This is a genomic window from Jannaschia pagri, from assembly GCF_019655435.1.
Taxonomy (GTDB): Bacteria; Pseudomonadota; Alphaproteobacteria; order Rhodobacterales; family Rhodobacteraceae; genus Jannaschia; species Jannaschia pagri.
The window spans coordinates 220,195-242,574 of record NZ_BPFH01000004.1; the positions used below are offsets into that span (position 1 = coordinate 220,195).

Genomic DNA, 22,380 nt, shown 5'->3' on the forward strand with positions numbered 1-22,380 from the left:
CCCCCGGACCCCCGGCATATTTGAAGAACATCGAAAGGGGGTCAGTCGCGCAGGGATTCTTCTCGGAGTCCGTCGGCCAGCAGGTTGAGCCCCAGCACAAGACTGAGCAGGGCCAAGGCAGGGGCAATGGCCGGATGTGGATAGACCGAGAGAAGTTTGCGTCCTTCGTTGATGGTCGACCCCCAGTCAGGGCTTTCAGGCGGCAGGCCCAACCCGAAGAAACCAAGGGTCCCCAGTAGGATCGTCGTGTAGCCGATGCGCAGGCAGAAATCGACGATCAGAGGCCCCCGCGCGTTCGGTAGGATTTCCCACAGCATGATGTACCAGGGTGTCTCCCCTCTGGTTTGAGCGGCGGCCACGTAGTCACGGGTTTTGATGTCCAGCGTCAGACCGCGCACGATGCGAAACACGGTCGGGGAGTTCACAAAGACCACCGAGACGAAGACGATCAGGACCTGGCCCGAGATATCGAACAGGTCCAGCGCGCTTGGCCAGAGGCGGAACAGCGCGATCCGGGAGCTTTGATCTGAGATTAGCGAGAGGTACAGGACCAGGCCTACCGCCATCGCGGCGCCAAGGTAGAGGTTCCGTGTGGCGGGCTGCGTCCTGTAGCGAGAGTTGATCAGCACCCCGAAGAACACCAAGGGGGCCAAGAACAGGATCATGGCCATGTAATTCGGCAGGCCCGTTTGCACGATCTCAGGCGTCACCAACAGGTAGAATAGCAGGATCACCGGGAAGGCCAGGATCAGGTTCGCCATGAAAGACAGGACCGTATCCAGCAGACCGCCATAGTAGCCGGCCGGCAGACCCAGCGTAATCCCCACCATGAACGCAAAGAGCGTGGCCAGGGGCGCGATCTGCATGACGATGGTGCTGCCCAGGACCATGCGGCTGAATACGTCGCGGGCCAGGTTGTCGCCGCCCAGAAGGTAGAAGGGGTAGTCGCCGTCTTCGGCACCCCTGAGCGGTGTTCCGGGGACCTTGTTTTTCATGCCGGAGACCTGGGTGAGCGGATCGTGGGTCGCGATCATATCGAACAACCCGGCCCAAATGGCCGTGAACACCCAGAACATGACGAGGCCGAAGCCGATCATGCCTATGGTCGAGTCGAACAGCTTGCCATAGAGGCCCAGCCGCCGCTTGAACGCGAAGCTCGCCACGAACAGGGCCGTGAGCGAGATCCAGACGGGGGTGAAAGCTTGCATGACCCCGCCAACGATGCCGCCGCCTTGCCAGCCGACGACCATGCCCGTGACGATGTAAGCGACCAGTGTCGCGACGAAAGCCCTGAGCGCATAGGTTTGCGCCCGCGTTGCCAACCCGCCCAGGCCGGGCTGGGCGGCGAGGGTTCCGTCGGGGTTGACGCTGAGCCGCTCAGCGGTCGTGAAGAAGCTCAAGGTGATGGCGAGGAGTGAGGTCATCAGCAGGGCGGCCAGCGTGATCCCAAGGATCGGATCCAGCGTGTCGCCCATGTTGCCTGTCCAGGTGAGAGGTTCCATGATCTTGTCCTCCTCAGGCGATGCGGATGCGGGGGTTCAGGAACACGTAGCCGATGTCTGAAATCAGCTGCGTGACCAAAACGACCACGACGGAAATGATGGAGACGCCCAGCAGCAGGTCGATGTCGTTGTTGCCTGCCGCTTGCACCAGCGTCCAGCCGAAGCCTTTGTAGTTGAACAAGGTTTCGACGATCACGACGCCGTTGAGCAGCCAAGGGAATTGCAACATGATGACCGTGAAAGGCGCGATCAAAGCGTTCCTGAGGGCGTGTTTCAGCACGATCTGCGGAAAGCTGACGCCCTTGAGCCTGGCGGTACGGATGTATTGGGCGGTCATGACTTCGGTCATGGAGGCGCGGGTCATTCGCGCGATGTATCCCATGCCGTAGAGCGCGATGGTTAGGACGGGCAGGGTGAAGTTGGCAAAGGTGATGTCGTCGATGGCCGAGGTCGCGGTGCCCTTGAACCAGTTTGGCCCGAAGGTGGCAGAGGCGAAGACCGCGATGAATAGCACGCCAGAGACATATTCCGGCGTGGCTGTTGTGCCGATGGAGATCGTGGACAAGGAGCGGTCCAGTTTCGACCCCTCCCGCATCCCAGCCAAAACGCCTAAGACCAGCGCGCCGGGAACCATGACCATCATCACGAACAGCATCAACCAGGCCGTCGCATTGCCTCGCACGGCGAGGATCTCCAGGACATCGTTCTGGAACACTGTCGACCAGCCCCAGGAGCCTTGGAGGATGCCGCAGTAGCTGCCTGCGTCTTCCAGCGACGTGCCCGGGTTTGCGCAGCGGGAAAAGACGACCTCGCCGCCCTCTTCGCGCGTGAAATGGGGAACGACGCCCAGCCACCGCCCATATTTGACCAGCATCGGGTCGTTGTAGCCGCGCGCGTCGAGCCAAGAGATCACCTGCTCATCCGTCATGCGGGAGTTGGCTTGGTTCTTGGCAAGTTTTTCGAGGTTCGGTTCCAGGTTCGTCAGCGCGAAGACGATGAACGTCAGGCACAGGGCCGTCAGAACCATCACCCCCAGCCGACGCAGGATGAAGAGAGCCATGTTTTTCCCCAGTCAGAAATACTCGGTCCCTCTGGCCATCGCGGGCTCTCTTGATGGGGCCGAAAAAAGGGCCGCGCCCGGGTTGGGCGCGGCCTCGGTATCAATGCGTTAGGCTTGGATACCCATCTTATAAAGCTGCGGCAGGTCCGCCACGTGACGCTCCACACCTACGAGACCTTCGCGGTGGTGGCGGATCGCGCTCCGCCAATAGGGCTGGATGGTGACACCTTCCTCGATCACGATGGCCTGGATTTTGGCCATGACTTCGCGGCGGGCATCGGCGTCGGCGATGGCGTTCGCTTCGGCCAGTAGCGCGTCGAACTCTGGGTTGGACCAGCCGAACTCGTTCCAGGCCACGCCGGACTTATAGGCCAGGCCGAGGACCTGCGTGCCCAGGGGCCGGTGGTTCCAGTTCGTCGAGGAGAAGGCGTACTTCGTCCAGTCGTTCCAGAAGGTGGAGCCGGGCAGGATCGTCCGCTTGATGTTGAAGCCCGCATCGCGCAGCTGGGCCGCAACCGCATCCGTCGTGTTGCGGCGCCAATCGTCGTCGATGGAGTGCAGTTCGAACTCGTAATCAGCCATGCCCGCTTCTTCCAGCAGCTCTTTGGCGCGGGCCGGGTCGTAGGGCAGGCGGGCGACGCTGGCGTCATGTTCGGGGTGCATCGGGCCGACGTGGCAATTGTCGGCGACAACGCCAAACCCGGCCATGCCGAGTTCCAGACAAACGTTGTTGTCTACGGCCATGGCGATGGCCTGGCGGACGCGCTTGTCCTCGAACGGCTTCACCCCATTGGCGTCTTCGGCCAGTTGGTTTGGACGCACGACGATGGTGAAGCCCGAGGGGATCTCGGCCCGCACAAGACCCAGGTCGTCGAACAGCGTGACGTATTCGCCCACCGATTCCCAAACCAAGTCGATCTCGTCCGCCGCGAAGGCCGCAACGAACGCCGACGGATCGGTGCCGTAGTCGAGGAACTCGATCCGATCCAGGTAAGCGCCCTTGCCTTCGGCATAGCCCCACCACTCGTGGTCGGTGTTCCGCTCGAGCACGGCTTTGATGCCGACCTCGTGTTCGGTGCAGAGATAGGGACCGGTCCCGATCTGTTGCCCGATGGTGTTGTTGGGATCCTGGTCCGGGTGGATCACCGCAGAGGGGTAATCCGAGATGCCCGGGATGAGCGTAATGTCGGGGTTCAGCAGGTTCAGGCGGACGGTGTGGCTGTCGACCACCTCGATGGCGCCCTCGGCGGCTTGGTTCGTGTCCGGGTCAACCAGGGACGCAACGCGGGCCGCCATGGAGTTGCCCTCGGCCGTGCCATCGGCCCAACGGGTAAAGTTGAAGGCCACATGCTCGGCGGTGAAGTCGTCACCGTTGTTCCACTTCACGCCTTTCCGCACGTTCAGCGTGTAGACCGAAGCATCGTCGTTGGTTTCCCAGCTCTCCAGCAGCATGGGGTTGAACGATCCGTCGGAGTTGTACTCGACAAGGTATTCCAGCCAACCAGCCGTGACGGTGGCCATCTGCGTCCAATCGAAGGTGCGCGGATCCTTGGAGGCCCGTACCTCCATTTGGTACCGCAACGTGCCGCCCTGTTGCGCGTGGCCTGCTGCTTGCGCAGGCTCCGCACCGATCAGGGCGTAGGCTGCGGCGGTGGTGACGCCCAGCGCGGTGGCACGGCTCAGAAACTCACGGCGGTCCATCAAGCCGGCTTTATGCTCTTCGGCATACATCAGCGCGCCAGCGTGAACCCCGTTGGTCAGGCTCGTGTCGTGTTTGGTCATTATGTCTCTTCTCCCTGTGTCAGACATGCGCCGATTGGGTTCGGCTTTGACAGGCTCTCGCGCGTGAGGCGCGCGAAGGTGCCCAGAACCTTGAGTGTTATCAGCCAAGGGTCAACGCGTTGACTGAGGCGAATCGGCCCAGTTCCGACATTTATCTGTCGTTTTCGTCACTTTTTTCAACTGACCCTAGGGCAAGCGCGCTAGGCGGGAACGGCGCGCCGCTCCATCTTCCGGAAGGCCGATGGCGTTTGGCCCGTCAATTTCCCGAAAGCGCGCGTGAAATAGGCCGCAGACCCGAATCCCAAGTCTTGCGAGATACTTGCGGCGCTGTCGTCCGTATCGGCCAGGCGGCGACGGGCCTCGTTCATCAGACGGGCTTGCTGGTATTGCATCGCTGTCATGCCGCAGGTCGCCCGCAACGTCCGCGTTAGATGGGTCGGCGTGACGTCCAATTCCTGCCCGATGGCTTCCAGGTTCGCGCCCGTTCCCAAGTGCGCCTCCACGGCGGCGGCAAAGCGCGCGGCCAGGCGCGCGGGTTGGGGCAGGGCCGCCTCGGGCTGCGCCGTGCAGAGCCGTTCGACTAGTGCAGAGACCAAGATCAACCGCCCCAACGCCGCCCGACCGTTCGCCCGCTCGCTGATATCACCAGCCCGGGCCAATCTGTCCAACAGACCAACAAGTTCCGCTTGGGCGCCCACATCGGGTAGCTTCAAAAGCCTATGGTCGGCGGGCAGGGGCGCCTCGAACAGATCAGGCAGCCGCAGCAGCGTGCCCTCGGTCATCGCCGTGGGTTCCAGCGCGAAGGGCGTGTGTGGCGGGATGACGAGACATGTCGCGGGCCCAAACCCGCGCGTGCGCGCGTTCACGAGAACGCGGCCCTGACCCCGAGCGATCCAGATCAGGACCGGTAGCGCCTCCACGTGGGGCGTTTCGCGCCGCCACCGTCCGTTCCGCGCCAAGGGCGTAATCGGCTCCAACCGTAACCCGCGGAGGCGGTCGGCTTCGCTCAGGCTCCGGGCTTCAAAGAGGCGGATTCGCGACATGGTCCAAGCATTGGCGACCAAACCCAAGCTGTCAAAGGTCCGCCTTTGCCAGGTCCTCCGCAGCGATAGGATGCCAGTCTTTCATGCGCGCCCGAAACCAGGTGCGCTGACGTTTGGCATATTGCTGTGTGGCCACGATGGCGCGATCCCGCGCGGTGTCGAGCGAGATCTCCCCCCGCAAATGGGCGATCAACTCTGGGGCGCCGATGGCCTGAGCCGCATTTCGGGTGGGATCCCACTTCGGCAAGACGGCCTCAGCCTCATCCAACGCGCCTTGGGACAACATCAGGTCAAACCTGCGTTCTATCCGTGGGGAGAGCCACGCCTTCGGCGCGTCTAGCACGATGGGACAACACGCGGCCAAGGGAAACAACGGCGGCGGCGTCTCCGCTTGCCAGCGGCGGATGGACCGCCCGGTTGCGCGCGCCACCTCCCAAGCGCGCAAGACGCGCATGTGGTTGGCCGTATCAATGGTGTCGCGGACCTCCGCGTCGAGTTCATCCACGAGCGCGGCCAAACCATCTCGTTCCAGCCGATCCGTTGCCTCACGGCGAACCTCCGGCGGGGTCGGCGGTATCTCGGCCAACCCCTCGGTCAGCGCGCGAAAGTAGAGGCCCGTTCCGCCCACGATGATGGGCCTGAGGTCTTTCGGCAGCCCCGCAACCTCGCGCAGCCAGTCGCCCACGGAGTAATTCCGCGCCCAGTCGACGTGCCCATAGAGCGCGTGGGGCGCCTGAGACGTCTCTTCGACGGGCGGCCGCGCCGTGAGAACCTGCCAGTCCGCAAAGACCTGAAGCGCGTCAGCATTCACGATCTGGCCCCCGCCCCGGCGCGCAATCGCCAGGGCCAGGGCGGATTTTCCGCTGGCGGTCGGCCCCGCGATCAAGACGGGCTGATCATCAGGAATGGAAGCTATATCAAACAATGTTTTACGCCGCGACATTCACGTTTCGCGCAGGGTCGGATCAACCGTTGCCGTTCGTCCCCTAATCTGCGACACACGCCTCGGCAACAGCAAGGGGACAGCTATGCAGGATCAACCAACATCCGAGGCGTCTCCGATCCATAGTCGCGTGATGCTCAAAATCAGCGGTGAGGCGCTGATGGGAGATCAGGGGTTTGGACTGCATCCACCAACGGTTGAGCGCATCGCGCGCGAAGTTCAGTCCGTCCATGCCATGGGCGTCGAGGTCTGTATGGTGATCGGCGGCGGCAACATCTTCCGCGGGCTCCAAGGCTCCGCCCAAGGGATGGAGCGGACGACCGCGGACTACATGGGGATGCTTGCGACGGTCATGAATGCGCTGGCCATGCAGGGCGCCTTGGAAAGCCTCGGCCTGCACACCCGCGTCATCAGCGCCATTCCCATGGACCAAGTCTGCGAACCCTATATCCGCCGCCGCGCGGTCCGGCACCTAGAAAAGAAGCGCGTGGTGATCTTCGCCGCCGGGACGGGCAATCCCTATTTCACCACCGACACTGCGGCGACCCTGCGCGCGTCGGAAATGTCGTGCCAAGCGATCTTTAAGGGCACCAAAGTGGACGGTGTCTATGACAAGGACCCCGTGACCAATGCGGATGCCGTCCGCTACGATGCGATCACCTATGATGAGGTGCTCTCGAAACACCTGAAGGTCATGGACGCCTCCGCCATTGCCCTGGCGCGGGAAAACAATCTGCCGATTATCGTGTTCTCGCTGGATGCGCCGGGGGGCTTCCGTTCCATCTTGGCGGGCGAGGGGACATCGACCCGCGTCACCTCCTGATGCGCAAAACCTGCACGGTTTCATCACATCTGGCCGCTTCCCTCGCCGCAACGGGCGGGCTATAGCACCCCGAAAGCCACGGGGAGTGACGAGATGGCCGATGAGTTCGAGCTGGACACCGACGATCTGGAGCGCCGCATGGATGGCGCCATCGCCAACCTGCGGACGGAGTTCGGCAGCCTGCGGACGGGCCGGGCCTCTGCCTCCATGCTAGAGCCCGTGATGGTCGATGCCTACGGGTCGCCCACGCCGATCAATCAGGTCGGCACCGTGAACGTGCCCGAGCCACGGATGGTCACGGTGAACGTTTGGGACAAGTCGCTCGTCGGCAAAGTCGAAAAGGCCATTCGGGAAAGCGGGCTGGGCATCAACCCGCAGCTGAATGGGACGATCATCATGCTCCCAATCCCGGAGTTGAACGAGGAGCGTCGGCGCGAGCTTGGCAAGGTTGCCGGGCAGTATGCCGAGAACGCCCGTGTGGGCATTCGCAACGTGCGCCGGGATGGGATGGACCAGATCAAGAAGGGCGACCTGCCCGAGGACGAGCGCAAGATGTGGGAGCAGGAGGTCCAGGAAATGACCGACCGCACCATCAAACGCGTTGATGAGGCCTTGGAGGTCAAACAGGCGGAGATCATGCAGGTCTGATCGGCCTGCTCCGCCGCGCACGCGCGCGCCGGTCCCCGCGAAGAGCGAGAGAAGCGAGCGATGAGCATCCCCCAAACGGGTCCGCGTCACGTGGCGATTATCATGGACGGCAACGGCCGCTGGGCGCAAATGCGTGGCCGTCCGCGCCTTTTGGGGCACCGCGCGGGCGCCCGGCGGGTCCGTGAAATCATCGAAGCCTGTCCAGACAACAACGTCGAATATGTCACGGTTTTCGCGTTCTCCACGGAAAACTGGAAACGGACTCAGACCGAAGTCGCGGGCCTCATGAGCCTGTTTCGCCGCTACATCGAAAGCGAGGCGCAGACGCTGTTGGAACAAGGCACCCGTGTCCGGTTCATTGGCGACCGCTTGCGGTTGGATGCCAAGCTTCAGAAGCTGATGAACTGGATCGAGGCGCTCACCGCCCATAACACCCGCTGCAATCTGACGATTGCCCTGAATTACGGTGGCCGGGACGAAGTCGCCCGGGCCACCAAACGGCTAGCCCAGGATGTTGCGGACGGCAAGCTGGACCCCGCGAGCATCACCGACGAAACGCTGCCGCGATACCTGGATACACATGTGCTGCCCGACCCAGATCTGGTTATTCGAACCTCGGGCGAGGCCCGGATTTCGAACTTCCTCCTCTGGCAATCGGCCTACGCGGAATATGAATTCGTGGATACGCTCTGGCCGGATTTCACGCGCGCGACGTTTGAGGAGGTCCTCTCACGCTTTGGCGGTCGGGAACGCCGTTTTGGCGGTGTGAAAACGTGAGCGACCCACGCCCCGACACCGAAGGCGACGTCGAGCGCCCGGAAGAAGAGCCGCCGCTTTTCGATTTTGAAATCGCCGAGCCGCTGGACCCCGCCGTGGCCGGGCGCTTCAAAGACTTGGCCCCGCGCTTAATTACGGCCTTTGTGCTGCTCGCCGTGGGTGGCGCTGCGGTGATGATTGGCGGGCTCGTCTTTACGGCCCTCATTTCAATCTGCGTTGGTGTGATGTTGTGGGAGTTGGCCACCATGGCCAAGGCAGGGCCGAAGCGCACCGTGCTCTTGGCGGTCGTCGGCGGCACGGCGGTCTTCGCGGCGACGGTCGTGCCCGTAGGGTTCGGCTTGCCCATCCTTATGATGGTGCCGATGACGGCCATTGCGTTTATCCGCAAGCGCCGCCGCCTGATCGTCGGCTTTTCCACCGCGATTGCCCTGGCGGGCCTGTCTCTGACGGAGCATTTGACCCAATTCGGCGTGGCGTGGATGCTCTGGCTGATCGCGGTCGTGGTCACCTCCGACGTGGCAGGATATTTCGCCGGTCGGATGCTGGGTGGGCCGAAGTTCTGGCCGCGTCTGAGCCCGAAAAAGACCTGGTCCGGGACCGTCGCAGGTTGGATTGGCGCCGGTCTGGTCGGCTGGATCTGGGTCGTCTGGCAGGATGCCGGGTGGGAGACGGTCGGGATTTCTGTCGCCCTGGCTATGATGGCCCAAATGGGCGACATCGCCGAAAGTGCCGTGAAGCGGAAGATGGGCGTCAAGGACAGCTCAAACCTGCTGCCCGGCCATGGGGGCCTTTTTGACCGATTTGACGCGATGCTCGGGGCTGCCCTGATGCTGCTGGTGATCGAGTCCCTGTCGGAGTTTCCCCCCGTCCCAGGTGTCGGATGAAGCGGATTTCAGTTTTTGGGGCCACGGGCAGCATCGGGCAGAACACGCTCGACCTGATCGCGCGGGCGCCGGAGGATTATGATGTTGTCGCGCTGACCGGGGCCAGCAACATTGATCGCTTGGCGGCGGATGCGATCCGCTTGGGGGCGGATATTGCCGTCACCGCCGACGGGGATCGATTGGGACAATTGCGCGAGGCTTTGGCAGGGTCGGGCGTCGAGGCGGCAGCCGGGGCAGGGGCCGTGATTGAGGCGGCGGATCGGCCTACGGATTGGTGCATGTCCGCAATCGTCGGCGCGGCGGGCCTCCAGCCCGGTCTGCGGGCATTGCGCCACGGGGGCACCCTTGCCCTGGCCAATAAGGAGTCGCTGGTCTGTGCCGGGCCCCTTTTGATGGCTGAGGCCGCCCGCCACGGCGCACGGGTCTTGCCTGTGGACAGCGAGCACTCCGCCGTTTTCCAGGCCCTCGCCGGGGAAGACATGGCCGCCGTCGAACAGATCGTTATCACGGCCTCTGGGGGCGGCTTGCGCGATTGGCCGTTGGAGCGTCTGGCCCAGGCTACGCCCGAGGATGCGGGCACCCACCCCAACTGGGACATGGGCCAGCGCATCACCATCGACAGCGCCTCCATGTTCAATAAGGCGATGGAGCTCATCGAGACCAAGGAATACTTCGGTATGCCCCCGGGCGGCATCGACACCGTGGTCCACCCGCAGAGCCTGGTCCATGCGCTGGTCCAGTTTCGAGATGGCGCTTTGATGGCCCATCTTGGCGCGCCGGACATGCGCCATGCCATTGGCTATGCGCTGCATTGGCCCGATCGACGGGACCTGCCTGTGGAGCGGCTCAACTTGGCCCAGGTGGCACGCCTCGATTTCGCGGCGCCCGATCCTGCGCGCTATCCGGCGCTGGACATTGCGCGTGCGGTCATGGCGGGCGGTGGCCTGCGGGGGGCGGTTTTCAATGCCGCCAAAGAGGCCGCGCTCGACCTGTTCATGGATCGACAGATCGCCTTTACCGATATGGCGCCGCAGGTTGCACGCACTCTTGATGCGCTCGAAGGCCGCGGATGCCTTGATGCTGACACCATCACGCTCGATATGGTCCTCCAAATTGACCGCGAAGCCCGCGACCTGACCCGTGGTCCTGTCTGCGTAGGAGACTGAGATACCCATGCTTGGCACGCTTATCCCGCAGTTCGGCGGTCTGATCTGGACACTTCTGGCCTTCGTTATCGCCTTGTCGGTGATCGTCGCGATCCACGAATATGGCCATTACATCGTGGGCCGCTGGTGCGGGATCAAAGCGGATGTCTTCTCCATCGGGTTCGGCCCCGTGCTGTTCAAACGAACGGACAAACACGGGACCCAGTGGCAATTGGCGGCGCTGCCCCTGGGCGGCTACGTGAAGTTTCGCGGGGATGCCAATGCGGCCTCGGTCGGGGACGATGGGTCCATCGCCCAGATGACCGAAGAAGAGCGGCGTCAAACCATGAACGGCGCCGCGATCTGGCGCCGATCCGCCACTGTGGCAGCGGGTCCCCTGTTCAATTTCATCCTGTCCATTTTGGTCTTCGGTGCCTTCGTGATGATCAGCGGTCGCGCGGTGGAGGCACCGGTGATCGGGCCGGTGAAGACGCTACCCGCGGATGTGGTGACGCTGGAGGAAGGGGACCGCGTTCTGTCTGTGGCCGGAACCCCCATCGAGACACTGGCGGATCTGACCGCTGCCACCGTTGATTTGCCGCAAACACCAACCATCGCTTACGAAGTCGAGCGTGAGGGGCAGACCATCACACTTGAGGCTGCTTTGCCGATGCCCGCCCGTGTTGAGGTTGTGCAGCCCCGCTCCGCCGCTTGGGACATTGGGATCCGACCGAACGATGTCATCGTGGCTGTGGATGGGGAGCCAATCCATTCCTTCCGGGCGCTGCAAGATCGTGTTGCTGCCGCAGAGGGCGCGACCCTGGCGCTGGATGTTTGGCGCAACGGCGAAGAGCTTGTGTTCACCATCGAGCCACGTCGGATGGATTTACCTTTGCCGGATGGTGGGTTTGAGACCCGCTGGCTGCTGGGAATCACCGGGGCGATGTTCTTCGATCCTGTGAGCGAGCGGGCAGGCCCGCTGGCAGCCATTACCTATGGCGTTGAGCAGACAATCTTCATCGTCCGCTCCTCCCTATCGGCCCTGGGCCATATCGTGACTGGCCAGATCAGCACCTGTAACCTGTCTGGGCCGATTGGAATCGCCGAGGTCTCGGGTGCCACCGCCAGTCAGGGCATTGATCAGTTTATCTGGTTCATTGCCGTCCTGTCGACGGCCGTTGGGATGCTGAACCTGTTCCCGATTCCTGTCCTAGATGGCGGACACCTGGTCTTTCACGCCTACGAAGCCGTGGCGGGGAAGCCGCCCTCGGACAGCGCCGTGCGCCTGCTGATGACGTTCGGTGTGGCGCTCATGGGCGCGCTGATGCTCTTCGCATTGTTTAACGATTTGGTCTGTCCCTGACGCGCCATCGCGCCACTTTCGCCCCGGGCTTGCCCCATTGCTGCCCCAAAGTCGGGGCACACGGGACGCTAGGGTTAGCTACGGGTGTCGCCATGAACCATGTGAGAAACGGATATCGGGGCCTGTCCATTTTCATGGGCTTGAACATTGACCGCATTCTAGCGGTGATCGCGATCCTGGGCGCCGTGATTTTGGCCGGTTGGATCCAGTCGATCTGATCTTTGGCTTGGCGGACCGGGGCACCAGTCCAGGTCCCTGACGTCCGACATCAGGGACCGATCTTAGCCTCAACCGGCGGCTTTTTGCCGGTCATGGGGCGCCTCGTATCCAACGGGTGTTCAGTCCCCCTCCGCTTTGACAACCGGTCACCCCTTCGTTAGGCATCTGCCGTAAGAAACGTTGGTGGGGCGGATGACATGGACGATCGCGGCAGGGTCTTTTTATGGACCGGTCGGGGGGTATTTCCTCGTGTATTGAATGGCATGCGCACTGCCGCGCTGTCTTTGCTGGCTATGATCCTGCTGACGGCCGCCGTCCAAGCGCAAACCTTCCGGTTCTCGTCCTTCGAAATCCAGGGCAACACCCGCATTGAAGAGGCGACCATCCTGCAAACGCTGGGCGTTGCGCGGGGCCAGGCGATTTCCGCCGGTGCGCTCAGCGATGGGTACCAGCGGCTCCAAGCTTCGGGCCTTTTTCAACGGGTGGAGCTTGTGCCCCAGGGGTCCAAGTTGCTCGTGATCGTAGATGAGTTTCCCATCATCAACCGCATCAACATCGAGGGAAATGATCGGCTGTCTGATGACGACCTGTTCACGGTCATCGGCAGCACGCCGCGCCGGACGTATTCGCCCGCCCAAGCGGAGCGGGATGCCGCAGCGATCACGGACGCCTATGCGCAGTCCGGGCGTCTGTCCGCGACCGTCGCCCCCAAAATCATCGAGCGTCGCGGCAACCGTGTCGATCTGGTCTTTGAGGTTGCCGAGGGCCGCGTGTCGGAGGTCGAACGGATCAGTTTTGTGGGCAACCGCGCCTTTTCTGACCGCCGTCTGCGCCGGGTTCTGGAAACCAGCCAAGCCGGTATCTTCCGACTGTTGATTGGCAGCGATACATTCGTGGCCGACCGTATTGCGTTTGATGAGCAGTTGCTGCGCGATTTCTATCTTTCGCGCGGCTATGCCGACTTCCAAGTCTTGTCCTCCACGCCCGAACTCAGCCCCTCGCGGGATAGCTTTTTCATCACCTTCCAGATCCAAGAGGGCCAGCAGTTCCGGTTCGGAGAGCTTACGGCGTCGTCTGATCTGGCTGAGATCGACGTCGATTTGTACCAGTCTGAAATCCGGGTTCGCCCAGGCGACATCTTTTCCCCGCAGGCCATGGAGCGGACGATTGAACGTCTGGAACTCCTGGCAACGCGCGAAGGGCTGACCTTCATCCGCGCCACGCCGCGCGTGACACGGAACGACCGTGACCTGACGCTGGACGTGGATTTCGTATTGGAGAAGGGCGAGCGTCTGTTCGTGGAGCGGATCGATATCGAGGGCAACCAAACCACGCTGGACCGGGTGATCCGCCGTCAATTTGACACGGTGGAGGGCGACCCATTCAACCCCCGTGAAATTCGCGCCGCAGCGGAACGCATCCGGGCGCTCGGCTATTTCACCCAAGCGGACGTCAGCGCCCGCGAAGGCGCGAGCGATGGCACCATCATCGTCGACGTTGACGTGGAAGAGCAGCCGACAGGGTCGTTGGGTTTCGGCCTCAACTATTCCGTGGAACAGGGCCCGGGCGTGGCGGTCAGTTTTTCGGAGAACAACTTCCTGGGTCGGGGCCAAACGCTCGATTTCACCATCGACACCGGATCTGAGAACACATCGTCATCGGTGCGGTTCATCGAACCCGCATTCCTGGCCCGCGATCTCGCATTGTCCTTCGGTGCCTTCTATCAGGAAACCTCGGACGACAGCCTGACCTTCGATACGCGGACAATTGGCTTTGATGCTGGGATTGCCTTTCCGGTGGGTGAATACAGCCGCCTACGCCTGTCCTACGGGATCTCCGATGACAAGCTGACGGCGCGCGATCCGGCCAACCTGTCTCAGATCCTGCGCGGTGACGAAGGCAGCAACGTGACGTCTGTGGTCGGCTATCGGTGGAGCTACAACACCATCGGGGGCGGCCTGGATCCGACGCGCGGCGTTCGGCTGTCCTTTGGGCAGGACTTCGCCGGATTGGGTGGGGATACGGAGTTCGTTCGCACGTCGTTTTCTGCCGAAGCACAGCGCACCGTTGCCAATGATGAAGTCACCCTCCGCGCTGCCTTCGAGGGTGGTCTGGTGACCTCGCTCAACGGAACGAACTCCCTCCAGGCGACGCGGTTCTTTAATCGCCCGTCGATCATTCGTGGCTTTGAGACCGCGGGGATTGGTCCGCGCGACCGGGTGGCCGGCGATGACGCGCTCGGCGGCAATCGCTATGTCGCGGCCCGTGTCGAGGCTCAGTTTCCGTTTGGGTTCCTACCCGATGAATACGGCATCTCTGGCGCGGCCTTCTTGGACGTAGGCTCCGTCTGGGGGTTGGATGACACCAATGGCGGCCCGAACGGGACGGACCCCGTGGATGATGGATTCTTCCTGAACTCCGCAGTGGGGGTCGGTATTCTGTGGGATACACAGTTGGGGCCCCTGCGCTTCAACTTCAGCCAAGCCATCCGCAAGCGGGAGTTTGACCGCGTCCAGAACTTCGACCTGACGATCGAAACGCGGTTCTGAGGGTGCGCGGCCTCTGCGCAGCCCTCTTGGTGCTGGGCCTGGGGTCGGGGGCCTTGGCCCAGGGCACCGGCGGTGCGGCGCCCCTGTCACCGGGCATCGCGCAGACGGCGGTTGCGGTCCTGGATCGCGACGCGCTCTTCTCTCAAAGTCTGTTTGGTCAGCGCGTCGCCGATGATTTGGAGGCAGCCAGCACAGAGCTGGCCGCCGAGAACCGTCGGATCGAGGCGGAGCTTGAGGCGGAGGAGCAATCGCTCACGCGCCAGCGAGCGTCCCTGGACATGGATGCCTTCCGCGTGTTGGCCGCCGATTTCGACGCCCGCGTCGTGGCCATCAGGCGCGCGCAAGACGCCAAGAGCCGGGCCATCCAACAGCAATCCGACCGCGCCCAATCCGTGTTCTTTGAGCGCGCCAATCCGATTCTCGTGGCCCTGGCGCGAGAGACGGGGGCCCTCGTCATTCTCGACCGCCGCATTGTGATTGCTTCTGCGGATCAGGTGGACATCACAGCGCTGGCGCTGGAACGGGTCAATGAGGCCCTCGGCAGTGGTAGCACCTTGGGAACGACGCCGCCGACCCAGCGGCCCGCGCAGGACGCCCCGGCACCTCAGACACCGCCGACCGAATAGCGCCCCACGGCTTGCACCCCTCGGGCCCGGCGCGTTAAGCCCGATGGGAACTGACGACAGGGGACACCATGCCAAGCGATGCGATCCAGGCCGAGGCCGATATCCACCTGATCCAACGGATCATCCCCCATCGCTATCCGTTCCTGTTGGTGGACCGCGTTCGCGACATCGTCGCTAATACCTCGGCCACGGGCATCAAGAACGTCACCTTCAACGAGCCGCATTTCCAAGGGCATTTCCCGGGTGCGCCGATCATGCCGGGTGTCACCATCGTCGAGGCCATGGCCCAGACGGCGGCTGTGATGGTCGGGGTGAGCAACGACCTCGCCGACAAAGACTTCCTTGTCTACTTCATGGGGATCGACGGCTGCAAATTCCGCCGCAAGGTCATCCCAGGCGATGTCTTGGAACTGCGCGTGACGGTGACCCGGGGCAAGCCAGGCGCCAAGGTTTGGCGCTTCCGGGGTGAGGCGACGGTCGAGGGTGAGATGGCCGCGGAGGCCGATTTCACGGCCATGATGGATCTGCCGAAGTGAGCATCGACCCGTCTGCACAGATCCATCCCCAGGCGCTTGTCGAAGAGGGGGCGGTGATCGGGCCGGGGGCCTCGGTCGGGCCGTTCTCGGTCATCGGGTCTGAGGTCACGCTGGGCGCGGGCGTTGAAATCAAATCCCATGTTGTGCTGACCGGTTGGACAGATGTGGGCGAGGGGACGCAGATTTTTCCCTTCGCATCCATCGGTGAAGTGCCCCAAGACCTGAAGTACGGCGGCGAACGCACCCGGCTGCGGATCGGTGCGCGCAACCGGATCCGCGAACATGTGACCATGAACCCGGGCACCACCCAGGGTGGCGGCGAGACGGTCGTCGGCGATGACGGTCTGTTTATGGCAGGCTGCCACGTGGCCCATGACTGCATCATTGGTGACCGCGTGATCATCGTGAACAATTCCGCTGCGGCGGGTCACTGCCAGATCCAAGATGATGTGATCGTTGGGGGCCTGTCAGGCATCCACCAATGGGTGCGCGTGGGCCAGGGTGCGATCATCGGGGCGCTCTCCATGGTGACCAATGATGTGGTGCCATACGGCCTTGTGGCGGGTCCACGGGCTGAGTTGGATGGTCTGAACCTCGTGGGTCTGAAGCGCAGGGGCGTGGCACGGTCGGATATCCAAGCCCTGCGCATTGCGTTGCTGACCCTCAAACAGGGCGAGGGGACGTTCCATGAACGGGCCGTGCGCCTCGGGACGGAGACCGAGAGCGACTACGTCCGCCGCATGGTCGCCTTTATCACGGGGGCTAGCGACCGCTCTTTCCTGGTGCCGAAATGAGCCGTTTGGCCTTGATCGCCGGGCAGGGCGCTTTGCCCGCTGTCTTGGCAAATGCCCTTGGGCGGTCCGGACGGTCGTGGTTCGCCTGCCATTTGGAGGGCTTCGCCCCCAAAGGGGTCGGCCAGTCCCGCGCCTTTCGGATTGAGCGCTTGGGCAGCTTGATCGCGGATCTGTCGGACGAGGGTGTCACCGAGGTCTGTTTCGCGGGCGCAATTGCACGTCCGCCCCTCGACCCAAGCGCGGTGGATGCGGCGACGATGCCCCTGGTGCCTCGGATGATGCAGGCCTTGCAGGCAGGGGATGACGCGGCCCTGCGCACGGTCATTGCCTTTTTCGAGGAGGCCGGCATCGCCGTTCTCGGTGCCCAGGACATCGCGCCGGAGCTGTTGCAGGCGCCCCAAGTGGGCATACCCAACGACCGCGATTTAGCTGATATCGCCCGGGCAGAGACGGTGCAGGCGGCCCTCGGTCCGCTGGATGTGGGGCAGGGATGCGTCGTGGCTGGGGGTCAGGTCTTGGCGGTCGAGGCGCTGCCAGGGACTGACTGGATGCTGAGCAGTTTGGCCCGCCGCCCCGCGCCCCCGCCCCAAGCGGCGTCTGGAGGTCTGTTTGGCGGTGACCTGTTCGGAGGCGCGGCTGACTGGCTCAGCGGTGGCGCGGCACCAGCCGGGCTGCCCCCGTTTGCGCGGCCAGAGGGTGGAGTGTTCTACAAGGCGCCAAAGCCGGACCAGGACCGCCGCATCGACCTTCCGACCATTGGCCCCGAAACCGTCCGGCGCGTGGCCGAGGCAGGCTTGTCAGGTATTGCTATTGCCGCCGACGGAGTCCTCGTCCTCGACCCGGCAGAGGTAGCAGCCCAATGCACGGCGCGAGGTCTATTTCTGCTGGCGCGCGGGGCCTGATGCGCCTGTTCCTCATCGCCGGAGAGCCCTCGGGCGATGCACTCGGCGCGGCCTTGATGGCGGGGATGAAACAGCTGCAGCCCGGCGTCACCTTCGCGGGTGTGGGTGGTCCTGCGATGCAGGCCGAGGGGTTGGATAGCCTGTTTCCCATGTCGGACCTGTCGGTCATGGGGCTGGCCGAGGTCCTGCCTCGCCTGCGTCATCTCTTCCGGCGCCGCGATCAGACGGTCGAGGCCATCGCAGACACGGTACCGGACGCCCTCGTCACCATCGATAGCCCTGATTTCTGCCTCCGCGTTGCGGCCAGGGCCAAGACCGTGCGGCCAAGCCTTCCGGTGATCCATTACGTCGCACCGTCGGTCTGGGCCTGGCGCGAGGGGCGTGCGGCCCGGATGGCACGCACGGTGGACCATGTCCTGGCCCTGCTGCCATTTGAGCCACCCTACATGCAGGCGGCTGGCATGACCTGCGATTTCGTTGGCCACCCGGTCGTGGCGAAGCCCCTGGCGTCGCCCGCTGAGGCCGATCTGTTTCGCGAAGAACATGGTATCACCGGTCCCCTGGCGCTGGTGCTGCCGGGGTCGCGGGGCGGCGAAGTCGGACGCCTTGCCCCGATCTTTGGCGAGGCCCTTGCCAAGCTGCCCCGGGACGCGCGGGTTGTTGTTCCCGCTGTCGACCACCTCGCCGCTGCCGTCCGCGACGCCGTTCGAGGGTGGCCCGGTCACCCATTGGTCGTGACGGACCCGGCAGAGAAACGCGCGGCCTTTGGGGCGGCGACGGCGGCCCTCGCGGCCTCTGGTACGGTGAGTTTGGAGTTGGCGGCCAATGGCGTGCCGATGGTCATCGCCTACGATATGAATTGGTTCTCACGGCAGATCATCGCGCGGATGCTCAAGGTCGACACGGTGACCCTCGTGAACCTAGTCAGTGAGACGCGCGCCGTGCCCGAATTCCTGGGCGAAGCCTGTCGGCCAAAGGCCATCGGGCGCGCCTTTAACGATCTGTTGCTCGTGCCATCACAGCGGGCCCGCCAGGTCGAGGCCTTGGACCGCACAATGGATCGCTTGGGTCGCGGCGGCGAAGCGCCGGGCCTGAGGGCGGCGCGCTCGGTTCTGGCTGCAATCGGTGAGCGCACGGGGACAGAATGACTTGCGGGGCCGACGGTTCCCGGCTATCCCGCATCCCATAGGCACCCATAGCTCAGCTGGATAGAGCGCTGCCCTCCGAAGGCAGAGGTCTGAGGTTCGAATCCTCATGGGTGCGCCACCACTTCATTGCTATCTATTGCGCTGGTTTGGTTCCGTGCGAACGGTCTGCACCGCGTCGCCTCACAGGCCGTTGACCGGCACCTTCATCATCGGACGCCCGTCCTCATCCCTTGGGATTTTCCCCGCGCGTATATTCACCTGCAGCGATGGCAGGATCAGGTTCGGCACCTTAAGCTGGGCGTCCCGCTCATTGCGGAACCGGATGAAATCCTCCCGCGTGGTCCCACCACCCACGTGTATGTTGTCGGATTTCTCCTGCGCGACGGTTGTTTCCCACTGAATGGCGCGACCGTTGGGACCGTAGTCGTGGCACATGAACAGCCGTGTCTCATCCGGCAGGGCAAGCAACCTCTGGATGGAATCGTACAGCTGCCCCGCGTCCCCACCGGGAAAATCCGCCCGGGCGCTGCCGCCGTCCGGCATGAACAGGGTATCACCGACGAAGGCCGCGTCGCCAATGACATAGGCCATACAGGCGGGCGTGTGCCCGGGGGTATGCAGGGCGCGGGCTGTCAGCCCACCGATCTTGAAGCGATCGCCATCCTGGAAAAGGGCATCAAACTGGCTGCCGTCCCGTTGGAACTCCGTGCCTTCGTTGAAAATCTTGCCGAAGGTTTCCTGGACGGTCGTGATCTCTGCACCGATCCCGATCTTGCCGCCCAGCCGCTCTTGCAGGTAGGGCGCCGCCGACAGGTGGTCCGCATGGACGTGGGTTTCCAGGATCCAGGTCACATGTAGCCCGATGTCCCGAACCCGCTCGATCAATCGGTCCGCACTGTCCGAGGTGATGCGCCCGGCGGCGTAATCCAGATCCATGACCGTATCGATCAGCGCGCAGGCGTCGGAGGCCGGGTCCTTGACGATGTAGCTGATGGTATGGGTCGCAGGGTCGAAAAAGGCTTCGACCACCGGGGCAGCCAGGCTGATTGGCTGTGAATCAGGGTTCGGCATGTGCTGGTCTCCCTTATGTTGACGCCTGTTGCTTAGGGGTGGCGCGCGGCCACAGGCGCACGATCAAGATCCCGACGCTTGCGGCCCCGACAAAGAGAAAAACCTCCACTTGGCCCGTACCAAGGGCGGGCAGGGCGCCCCCCGGACAAAAGCCAGCAAGGCCCCACCCCGCACCAAATAGACCGGCCCCCGCCAAGAGGCGCGCGTCAATCTGCCGTGTCTGTGGGACGTGGAAAGCATGTTCTTGCAGCGGAGCGGACCGCCGGAAAACAAAGCGATAGCCCGGAACGGCCACCAACAACGCACCGCCCATCACAAAGGCGAGCGACGGGTCCCAAGTCCCAAACAGGTCGAAGAAATTCAGGACCTTGGCCGGGTTCGCCATGCCCGAGAGGGCAATGCCAAAGCCAAAGATCAGGCCAATACAGGCCGCAGAAATCAGACGCATCTTAGCCCCCCACCACATGGCGCGCCACGAAGACGGTGGCGGCGCAGGTGGCCATAAAGGTTACGGTTGCGGCAAGGGATCTGGGCGACAGCCGGGCCAGACCGCAGACGCCATGGCCAGAGGTGCAGCCCGACCCGAGCGCGGCGCCCACACCCACCAGAAGGCCGCCACCGATCAGCATCGCGGATCCCACGGGGACCTCTACGGCGACGGGGCGTCCCAGTCCCGCAAGAAGGATGGGCGCGAGGACCATGCCCGCGACCATGGCAGCGCGCCAACCCCAGTCCGCAGCATCCTGGGGCCAGAGCAAGCCCCCGAGGATCCCCGTGGCCCCCAAGACCCGGCCCAACGTGGCCATCAACAGGACAGCCGCCGTTCCAATCAATAGCCCGCCCATGAGGGAGGCCAGCGGGGTAAACGCGGTCTCCATCCTAGCAGTCCGCGCAGGTCTTCAGGCCAAGGATCCGGTAGGCTGGGCAAAACCCTGTGATGGCTGTGATGGTCAGGACGCCGCCAATCACCATGGACGCCCAAAAGCCGCCCAATGTGTTGAACACTGCAATGTCCGAGAACAGTGCCAGGGCCAGCAGAGCGATGCCTCCGATCCCGCGCAGACCGCGATCTAATGTGCCTTCGTTTCGCATGGGTATCCTCCATTATGTCTCGTGCGACCCTTAGCGGCTGCGGCGCTTCGGGTCGGTGATGATGTTACCGTGGACCGTTTATGAGCTCTGCTTCGGTTCAGAATGTCAGCAGACGCACCGTCGGATCGGCCAGCAGGGTCCCGATTTCGGCCGGGCTGGCGGCGCCGACCCCGTCGATCAGAACCGATGCATCCTCCCCAAGGCCCGGCAGGTAAATCGCGCAGACCTCCACCGTTGCCCCCATCGTCAAAAGGCGTTGCAACAGGCCCTGGGGGCTCGCATCGCGGGGCGGCTGGCCTGCGGTGGCGCTTGCTGGGGCGTTTTTCAGGGCCATGTCCGCGGCTGGTCCGCACAGCAAGACGCGGGGCGCGAGGCCCTGGTTTGCCGTCTGGAGCGTCAGGACCATGGACATCAACTGGGTCTGAGGATCTCCGGCGGTCACGATGGACAGCACCGTTCCATCCGCCTCGGCCTGTCCAGGCAGGCTCATGGTCGTGACGGCGATGGCGGCGAGGGCAGTGGTCAAGCGGTTCATGTCGAAGGCTCCGGTCTAGGGTCACCAGCGACATGCTGGCCGGGGCCTATGTGACGGGACCAGGCGGCACCGTCGGTGACATGGTCACCGTGCGGTCAAACCGGGTTTGTTTCGGCGAACTTTCGCAAGGCAGGCGCATCGACCAGTTGTATCGCGCCGCGCCGCTGCTCGACCCAACCGCGCCGAGCGAACTCCGCCATCTGGCGCGATACGCTTTCACGGGCCGTTCCCAACTCCGTGGCGAGGCTTCCGTGGGTGGCCTTGAGAACGGAACTGCCTGTGTTATCGGACAGCTCCAGCAGCTTGGCCGCCAGACGTGCATCCATCCGGCCAAAGGCGATTTCTTCGATGGTCAGGAAGAGATCGGTGATGCGCTTCGAATAGGCCGAAAAGACAAAGCGCCGGAAGGCCGGTGAGGTCGCCATGCCGTCGTCAAATACCGCGCGCGGAATGGCCACGGCCTCTATATCGGTCTCCGCGATGCCTTCGGCGGTATAGTCTTCGTAGGCCAGCAGGCAGGCGGTGGTCATGACGCAGCTTTCGCCGGAATGGACGCGGTAGAGGACGATGTGCCGACCGCCCTCCGTTGTCTGTTGAACCCGCACCCGCCCGTCGAGCAGCAGCAGCAGGGCATCGGGGGGATGACCCGGTCCGAAGATCACAGTGCCAGCCTGGATCTGAACACGGCGCGACGCCCGGGTCAGTCGATCCCGCACGTCCGGTTGCAGGGCTGAAAGACCTGGAAAACGGTCGATCCACTCATCCATGGCGATCGACCGTGTGAATGGTCCCTGAACGGGTCCAAAAGGACTGATTGCGTATGGGACCAGGTCTCCCCAGTCCTCCAACAGAATGCTGCGCCCCTACCCAAATGGCCCAGGCGCCAGATTGCCGCCAGATCAGGCGAGGCGGGCGTGCCGGTTGGCCCGGCCCCCGCC

At 63.5% G+C, this 22,380-nt stretch carries 24 protein-coding genes and 1 tRNA gene; 14 read left to right on the plus strand and 11 right to left on the minus strand.

Translation table 11 applies throughout. The features are described from left to right. Positions 1-41 precede the first annotated feature (41 nt). The 5 genes from K5R33_RS12055 to miaA all read right to left on the minus strand — a co-directional run bounded on the left by K5R33_RS12055 (position 42) and on the right by miaA (position 6,330). On the minus strand, positions 42-1,502 hold the full coding sequence (locus K5R33_RS12055; RefSeq protein WP_220749294.1) for an ABC transporter permease: 1,461 nt from the start codon (positions 1,500-1,502) through the stop codon (positions 42-44). Positions 1,503-1,515: 13 nt separating this feature from the next. Further along, positions 1,516-2,562, minus strand: a complete 1,047-nt coding sequence (locus tag K5R33_RS12060) for an ABC transporter permease (protein WP_220749295.1) — start codon at positions 2,560-2,562, stop codon at positions 1,516-1,518. 108 nt (positions 2,563-2,670) lie between these two features. After that, positions 2,671-4,344 carry an ABC transporter substrate-binding protein gene (locus K5R33_RS12065; RefSeq protein ID WP_220749296.1) on the minus strand — a complete coding sequence of 558 codons (1,674 nt, stop codon included), beginning with the start codon at positions 4,342-4,344 and terminating at the stop codon, positions 2,671-2,673. A 200-nt stretch (positions 4,345-4,544) separates the two neighbouring features. Continuing rightward, positions 4,545-5,387 carry an AraC family transcriptional regulator gene (locus tag K5R33_RS12070; RefSeq protein WP_220749297.1) on the minus strand — a complete coding sequence of 281 codons (843 nt, stop codon included), beginning with the start codon at positions 5,385-5,387 and terminating at the stop codon, positions 4,545-4,547. Between the two features lie 31 nt (positions 5,388-5,418). After that, on the minus strand, positions 5,419-6,330 hold the full coding sequence (gene miaA, locus K5R33_RS12075; protein WP_220749298.1) for a tRNA (adenosine(37)-N6)-dimethylallyltransferase MiaA: 912 nt from the start codon (positions 6,328-6,330) through the stop codon (positions 5,419-5,421). An 85-nt stretch (positions 6,331-6,415) separates the two neighbouring features. Between miaA and pyrH the strand changes: the two genes are divergently transcribed. The 14 genes from pyrH to K5R33_RS12140 all read left to right on the plus strand — a co-directional run bounded on the left by pyrH (position 6,416) and on the right by K5R33_RS12140 (position 18,862). Then, the gene (gene pyrH, locus K5R33_RS12080) at positions 6,416-7,153 is read left to right on the plus strand and encodes a UMP kinase (protein WP_220749299.1); all 738 of its coding nucleotides are present in this window, start codon (positions 6,416-6,418) and stop codon (positions 7,151-7,153) included. Positions 7,154-7,246: 93 nt separating this feature from the next. Next, positions 7,247-7,801 carry a ribosome recycling factor gene (gene frr / locus K5R33_RS12085; RefSeq protein WP_220749300.1) on the plus strand — a complete coding sequence of 185 codons (555 nt, stop codon included), beginning with the start codon at positions 7,247-7,249 and terminating at the stop codon, positions 7,799-7,801. Positions 7,802-7,861: 60 nt separating this feature from the next. Continuing rightward, complete coding sequence (gene uppS / locus K5R33_RS12090) at positions 7,862-8,578, plus strand: polyprenyl diphosphate synthase (RefSeq protein ID WP_220749301.1); 717 nt, start codon at positions 7,862-7,864, stop codon at positions 8,576-8,578. Next, positions 8,575-9,462, plus strand: coding sequence for a phosphatidate cytidylyltransferase (locus tag K5R33_RS12095; RefSeq protein ID WP_255576362.1), 888 nt, complete (start codon positions 8,575-8,577; stop codon positions 9,460-9,462). The genes uppS and K5R33_RS12095 overlap by 4 nt, the downstream gene beginning before the upstream one ends. Then, complete coding sequence (gene dxr, locus K5R33_RS12100) at positions 9,459-10,628, plus strand: 1-deoxy-D-xylulose-5-phosphate reductoisomerase (protein WP_220749302.1); 1,170 nt, start codon at positions 9,459-9,461, stop codon at positions 10,626-10,628. Before K5R33_RS12095 ends, dxr begins: the two co-directional genes overlap by 4 nt. 7 nt (positions 10,629-10,635) lie before the next feature. After that, on the plus strand, positions 10,636-11,970 hold the full coding sequence (rseP, locus tag K5R33_RS12105) for an RIP metalloprotease RseP (protein ID WP_220749303.1): 1,335 nt from the start codon (positions 10,636-10,638) through the stop codon (positions 11,968-11,970). A 92-nt stretch (positions 11,971-12,062) separates the two neighbouring features. Beyond that, positions 12,063-12,188 (plus strand): hypothetical protein, encoded by a 126-nt coding sequence (locus tag K5R33_RS19080; protein WP_255576364.1) that lies wholly within the window; start codon positions 12,063-12,065, stop codon positions 12,186-12,188. A gap of 264 nt (positions 12,189-12,452) precedes the next feature. Then, positions 12,453-14,738 carry an outer membrane protein assembly factor BamA gene (gene bamA / locus K5R33_RS12110; RefSeq protein ID WP_255588471.1) on the plus strand — a complete coding sequence of 762 codons (2,286 nt, stop codon included), beginning with the start codon at positions 12,453-12,455 and terminating at the stop codon, positions 14,736-14,738. 2 nt (positions 14,739-14,740) lie between these two features. Next, the gene (locus K5R33_RS12115; protein ID WP_220749304.1) at positions 14,741-15,364 is read left to right on the plus strand and encodes an OmpH/Skp family outer membrane protein; all 624 of its coding nucleotides are present in this window, start codon (positions 14,741-14,743) and stop codon (positions 15,362-15,364) included. A gap of 68 nt (positions 15,365-15,432) precedes the next feature. Continuing rightward, positions 15,433-15,900, plus strand: a complete 468-nt coding sequence (fabZ, locus tag K5R33_RS12120; protein WP_220749305.1) for a 3-hydroxyacyl-ACP dehydratase FabZ — start codon at positions 15,433-15,435, stop codon at positions 15,898-15,900. Then, complete coding sequence (gene lpxA, locus K5R33_RS12125) at positions 15,897-16,694, plus strand: acyl-ACP--UDP-N-acetylglucosamine O-acyltransferase (RefSeq protein WP_255576366.1); 798 nt, start codon at positions 15,897-15,899, stop codon at positions 16,692-16,694. Before fabZ ends, lpxA begins: the two co-directional genes overlap by 4 nt. After that, positions 16,691-17,596 (plus strand): LpxI family protein, encoded by a 906-nt coding sequence (locus tag K5R33_RS12130; protein ID WP_220749306.1) that lies wholly within the window; start codon positions 16,691-16,693, stop codon positions 17,594-17,596. Before lpxA ends, K5R33_RS12130 begins: the two co-directional genes overlap by 4 nt. Beyond that, the gene (lpxB, locus tag K5R33_RS12135) at positions 17,596-18,744 is read left to right on the plus strand and encodes a lipid-A-disaccharide synthase (RefSeq protein ID WP_220749307.1); all 1,149 of its coding nucleotides are present in this window, start codon (positions 17,596-17,598) and stop codon (positions 18,742-18,744) included. Before K5R33_RS12130 ends, lpxB begins: the two co-directional genes overlap by 1 nt. 41 nt (positions 18,745-18,785) lie before the next feature. Next, positions 18,786-18,862 (plus strand) — tRNA-Arg (locus K5R33_RS12140). A gap of 62 nt (positions 18,863-18,924) precedes the next feature. On the opposite strand, the gene K5R33_RS12145 is transcribed toward K5R33_RS12140, so the two are convergent. From K5R33_RS12145 to K5R33_RS12170, 6 genes are all read right to left on the minus strand, one after another. Next, a complete protein-coding gene (locus tag K5R33_RS12145; protein ID WP_220749308.1) occupies positions 18,925-19,815 on the minus strand; it encodes an MBL fold metallo-hydrolase in 891 nt (296 codons plus the stop codon). Positions 19,816-19,828: 13 nt separating this feature from the next. Continuing rightward, the gene (locus K5R33_RS12150; protein ID WP_220749309.1) at positions 19,829-20,263 is read right to left on the minus strand and encodes a DUF6691 family protein; all 435 of its coding nucleotides are present in this window, start codon (positions 20,261-20,263) and stop codon (positions 19,829-19,831) included. A 1-nt stretch (position 20,264) separates the two neighbouring features. Beyond that, positions 20,265-20,693 carry a YeeE/YedE family protein gene (locus K5R33_RS12155; RefSeq protein ID WP_220749310.1) on the minus strand — a complete coding sequence of 143 codons (429 nt, stop codon included), beginning with the start codon at positions 20,691-20,693 and terminating at the stop codon, positions 20,265-20,267. 1 nt (position 20,694) lies between these two features. After that, a complete protein-coding gene (locus K5R33_RS12160; RefSeq protein WP_220749311.1) occupies positions 20,695-20,907 on the minus strand; it encodes a YgaP family membrane protein in 213 nt (70 codons plus the stop codon). 97 nt (positions 20,908-21,004) lie between these two features. Beyond that, positions 21,005-21,442 (minus strand): DsrE family protein, encoded by a 438-nt coding sequence (locus K5R33_RS12165; protein WP_220749312.1) that lies wholly within the window; start codon positions 21,440-21,442, stop codon positions 21,005-21,007. Between the two features lie 95 nt (positions 21,443-21,537). Beyond that, entirely contained in the window at positions 21,538-22,209 is a 672-nt protein-coding gene (locus tag K5R33_RS12170) for a Crp/Fnr family transcriptional regulator (protein ID WP_220749313.1), read from the minus strand. Between the last annotated feature and the right edge of the window lie 171 nt (positions 22,210-22,380).

What these genes read in the sequence shown, in the direction of transcription:
- K5R33_RS12055 (WP_220749294.1), bottom strand. Translation starts at nt 1,502, where the DNA reads ATGGAACCTCTCACCTGGACAGGCAACATGGGCGACACGCTGGATCCG.
- K5R33_RS12060 (WP_220749295.1), bottom strand. Translation starts at nt 2,562, where the DNA reads ATGGCTCTCTTCATCCTGCGTCGGCTGGGGGTGATGGTTCTGACGGCC.
- K5R33_RS12065 (WP_220749296.1), bottom strand. Translation starts at nt 4,344, where the DNA reads ATGACCAAACACGACACGAGCCTGACCAACGGGGTTCACGCTGGCGCG.
- K5R33_RS12070 (WP_220749297.1), bottom strand. Translation starts at nt 5,387, where the DNA reads ATGTCGCGAATCCGCCTCTTTGAAGCCCGGAGCCTGAGCGAAGCCGAC.
- miaA (WP_220749298.1), bottom strand. Translation starts at nt 6,330, where the DNA reads ATGTCGCGGCGTAAAACATTGTTTGATATAGCTTCCATTCCTGATGAT.
- pyrH (WP_220749299.1), top strand. Translation starts at nt 6,416, where the DNA reads ATGCAGGATCAACCAACATCCGAGGCGTCTCCGATCCATAGTCGCGTG.
- frr (WP_220749300.1), top strand. Translation starts at nt 7,247, where the DNA reads ATGGCCGATGAGTTCGAGCTGGACACCGACGATCTGGAGCGCCGCATG.
- uppS (WP_220749301.1), top strand. Translation starts at nt 7,862, where the DNA reads ATGAGCATCCCCCAAACGGGTCCGCGTCACGTGGCGATTATCATGGAC.
- dxr (WP_220749302.1), top strand. Translation starts at nt 9,459, where the DNA reads ATGAAGCGGATTTCAGTTTTTGGGGCCACGGGCAGCATCGGGCAGAAC.
- rseP (WP_220749303.1), top strand. Translation starts at nt 10,636, where the DNA reads ATGCTTGGCACGCTTATCCCGCAGTTCGGCGGTCTGATCTGGACACTT.
- K5R33_RS19080 (WP_255576364.1), top strand. Translation starts at nt 12,063, where the DNA reads ATGAACCATGTGAGAAACGGATATCGGGGCCTGTCCATTTTCATGGGC.
- bamA (WP_255588471.1), top strand. Translation starts at nt 12,453, where the DNA reads ATGCGCACTGCCGCGCTGTCTTTGCTGGCTATGATCCTGCTGACGGCC.
- fabZ (WP_220749305.1), top strand. Translation starts at nt 15,433, where the DNA reads ATGCCAAGCGATGCGATCCAGGCCGAGGCCGATATCCACCTGATCCAA.
- K5R33_RS12130 (WP_220749306.1), top strand. Translation starts at nt 16,691, where the DNA reads ATGAGCCGTTTGGCCTTGATCGCCGGGCAGGGCGCTTTGCCCGCTGTC.
- lpxB (WP_220749307.1), top strand. Translation starts at nt 17,596, where the DNA reads ATGCGCCTGTTCCTCATCGCCGGAGAGCCCTCGGGCGATGCACTCGGC.
- K5R33_RS12145 (WP_220749308.1), bottom strand. Translation starts at nt 19,815, where the DNA reads ATGCCGAACCCTGATTCACAGCCAATCAGCCTGGCTGCCCCGGTGGTC.
- K5R33_RS12150 (WP_220749309.1), bottom strand. Translation starts at nt 20,263, where the DNA reads ATGCGTCTGATTTCTGCGGCCTGTATTGGCCTGATCTTTGGCTTTGGC.
- K5R33_RS12155 (WP_220749310.1), bottom strand. Translation starts at nt 20,693, where the DNA reads ATGGAGACCGCGTTTACCCCGCTGGCCTCCCTCATGGGCGGGCTATTG.
- K5R33_RS12160 (WP_220749311.1), bottom strand. Translation starts at nt 20,907, where the DNA reads ATGCGAAACGAAGGCACATTAGATCGCGGTCTGCGCGGGATCGGAGGC.
- K5R33_RS12165 (WP_220749312.1), bottom strand. Translation starts at nt 21,442, where the DNA reads ATGAACCGCTTGACCACTGCCCTCGCCGCCATCGCCGTCACGACCATG.
- K5R33_RS12170 (WP_220749313.1), bottom strand. Translation starts at nt 22,209, where the DNA reads ATGGATGAGTGGATCGACCGTTTTCCAGGTCTTTCAGCCCTGCAACCG.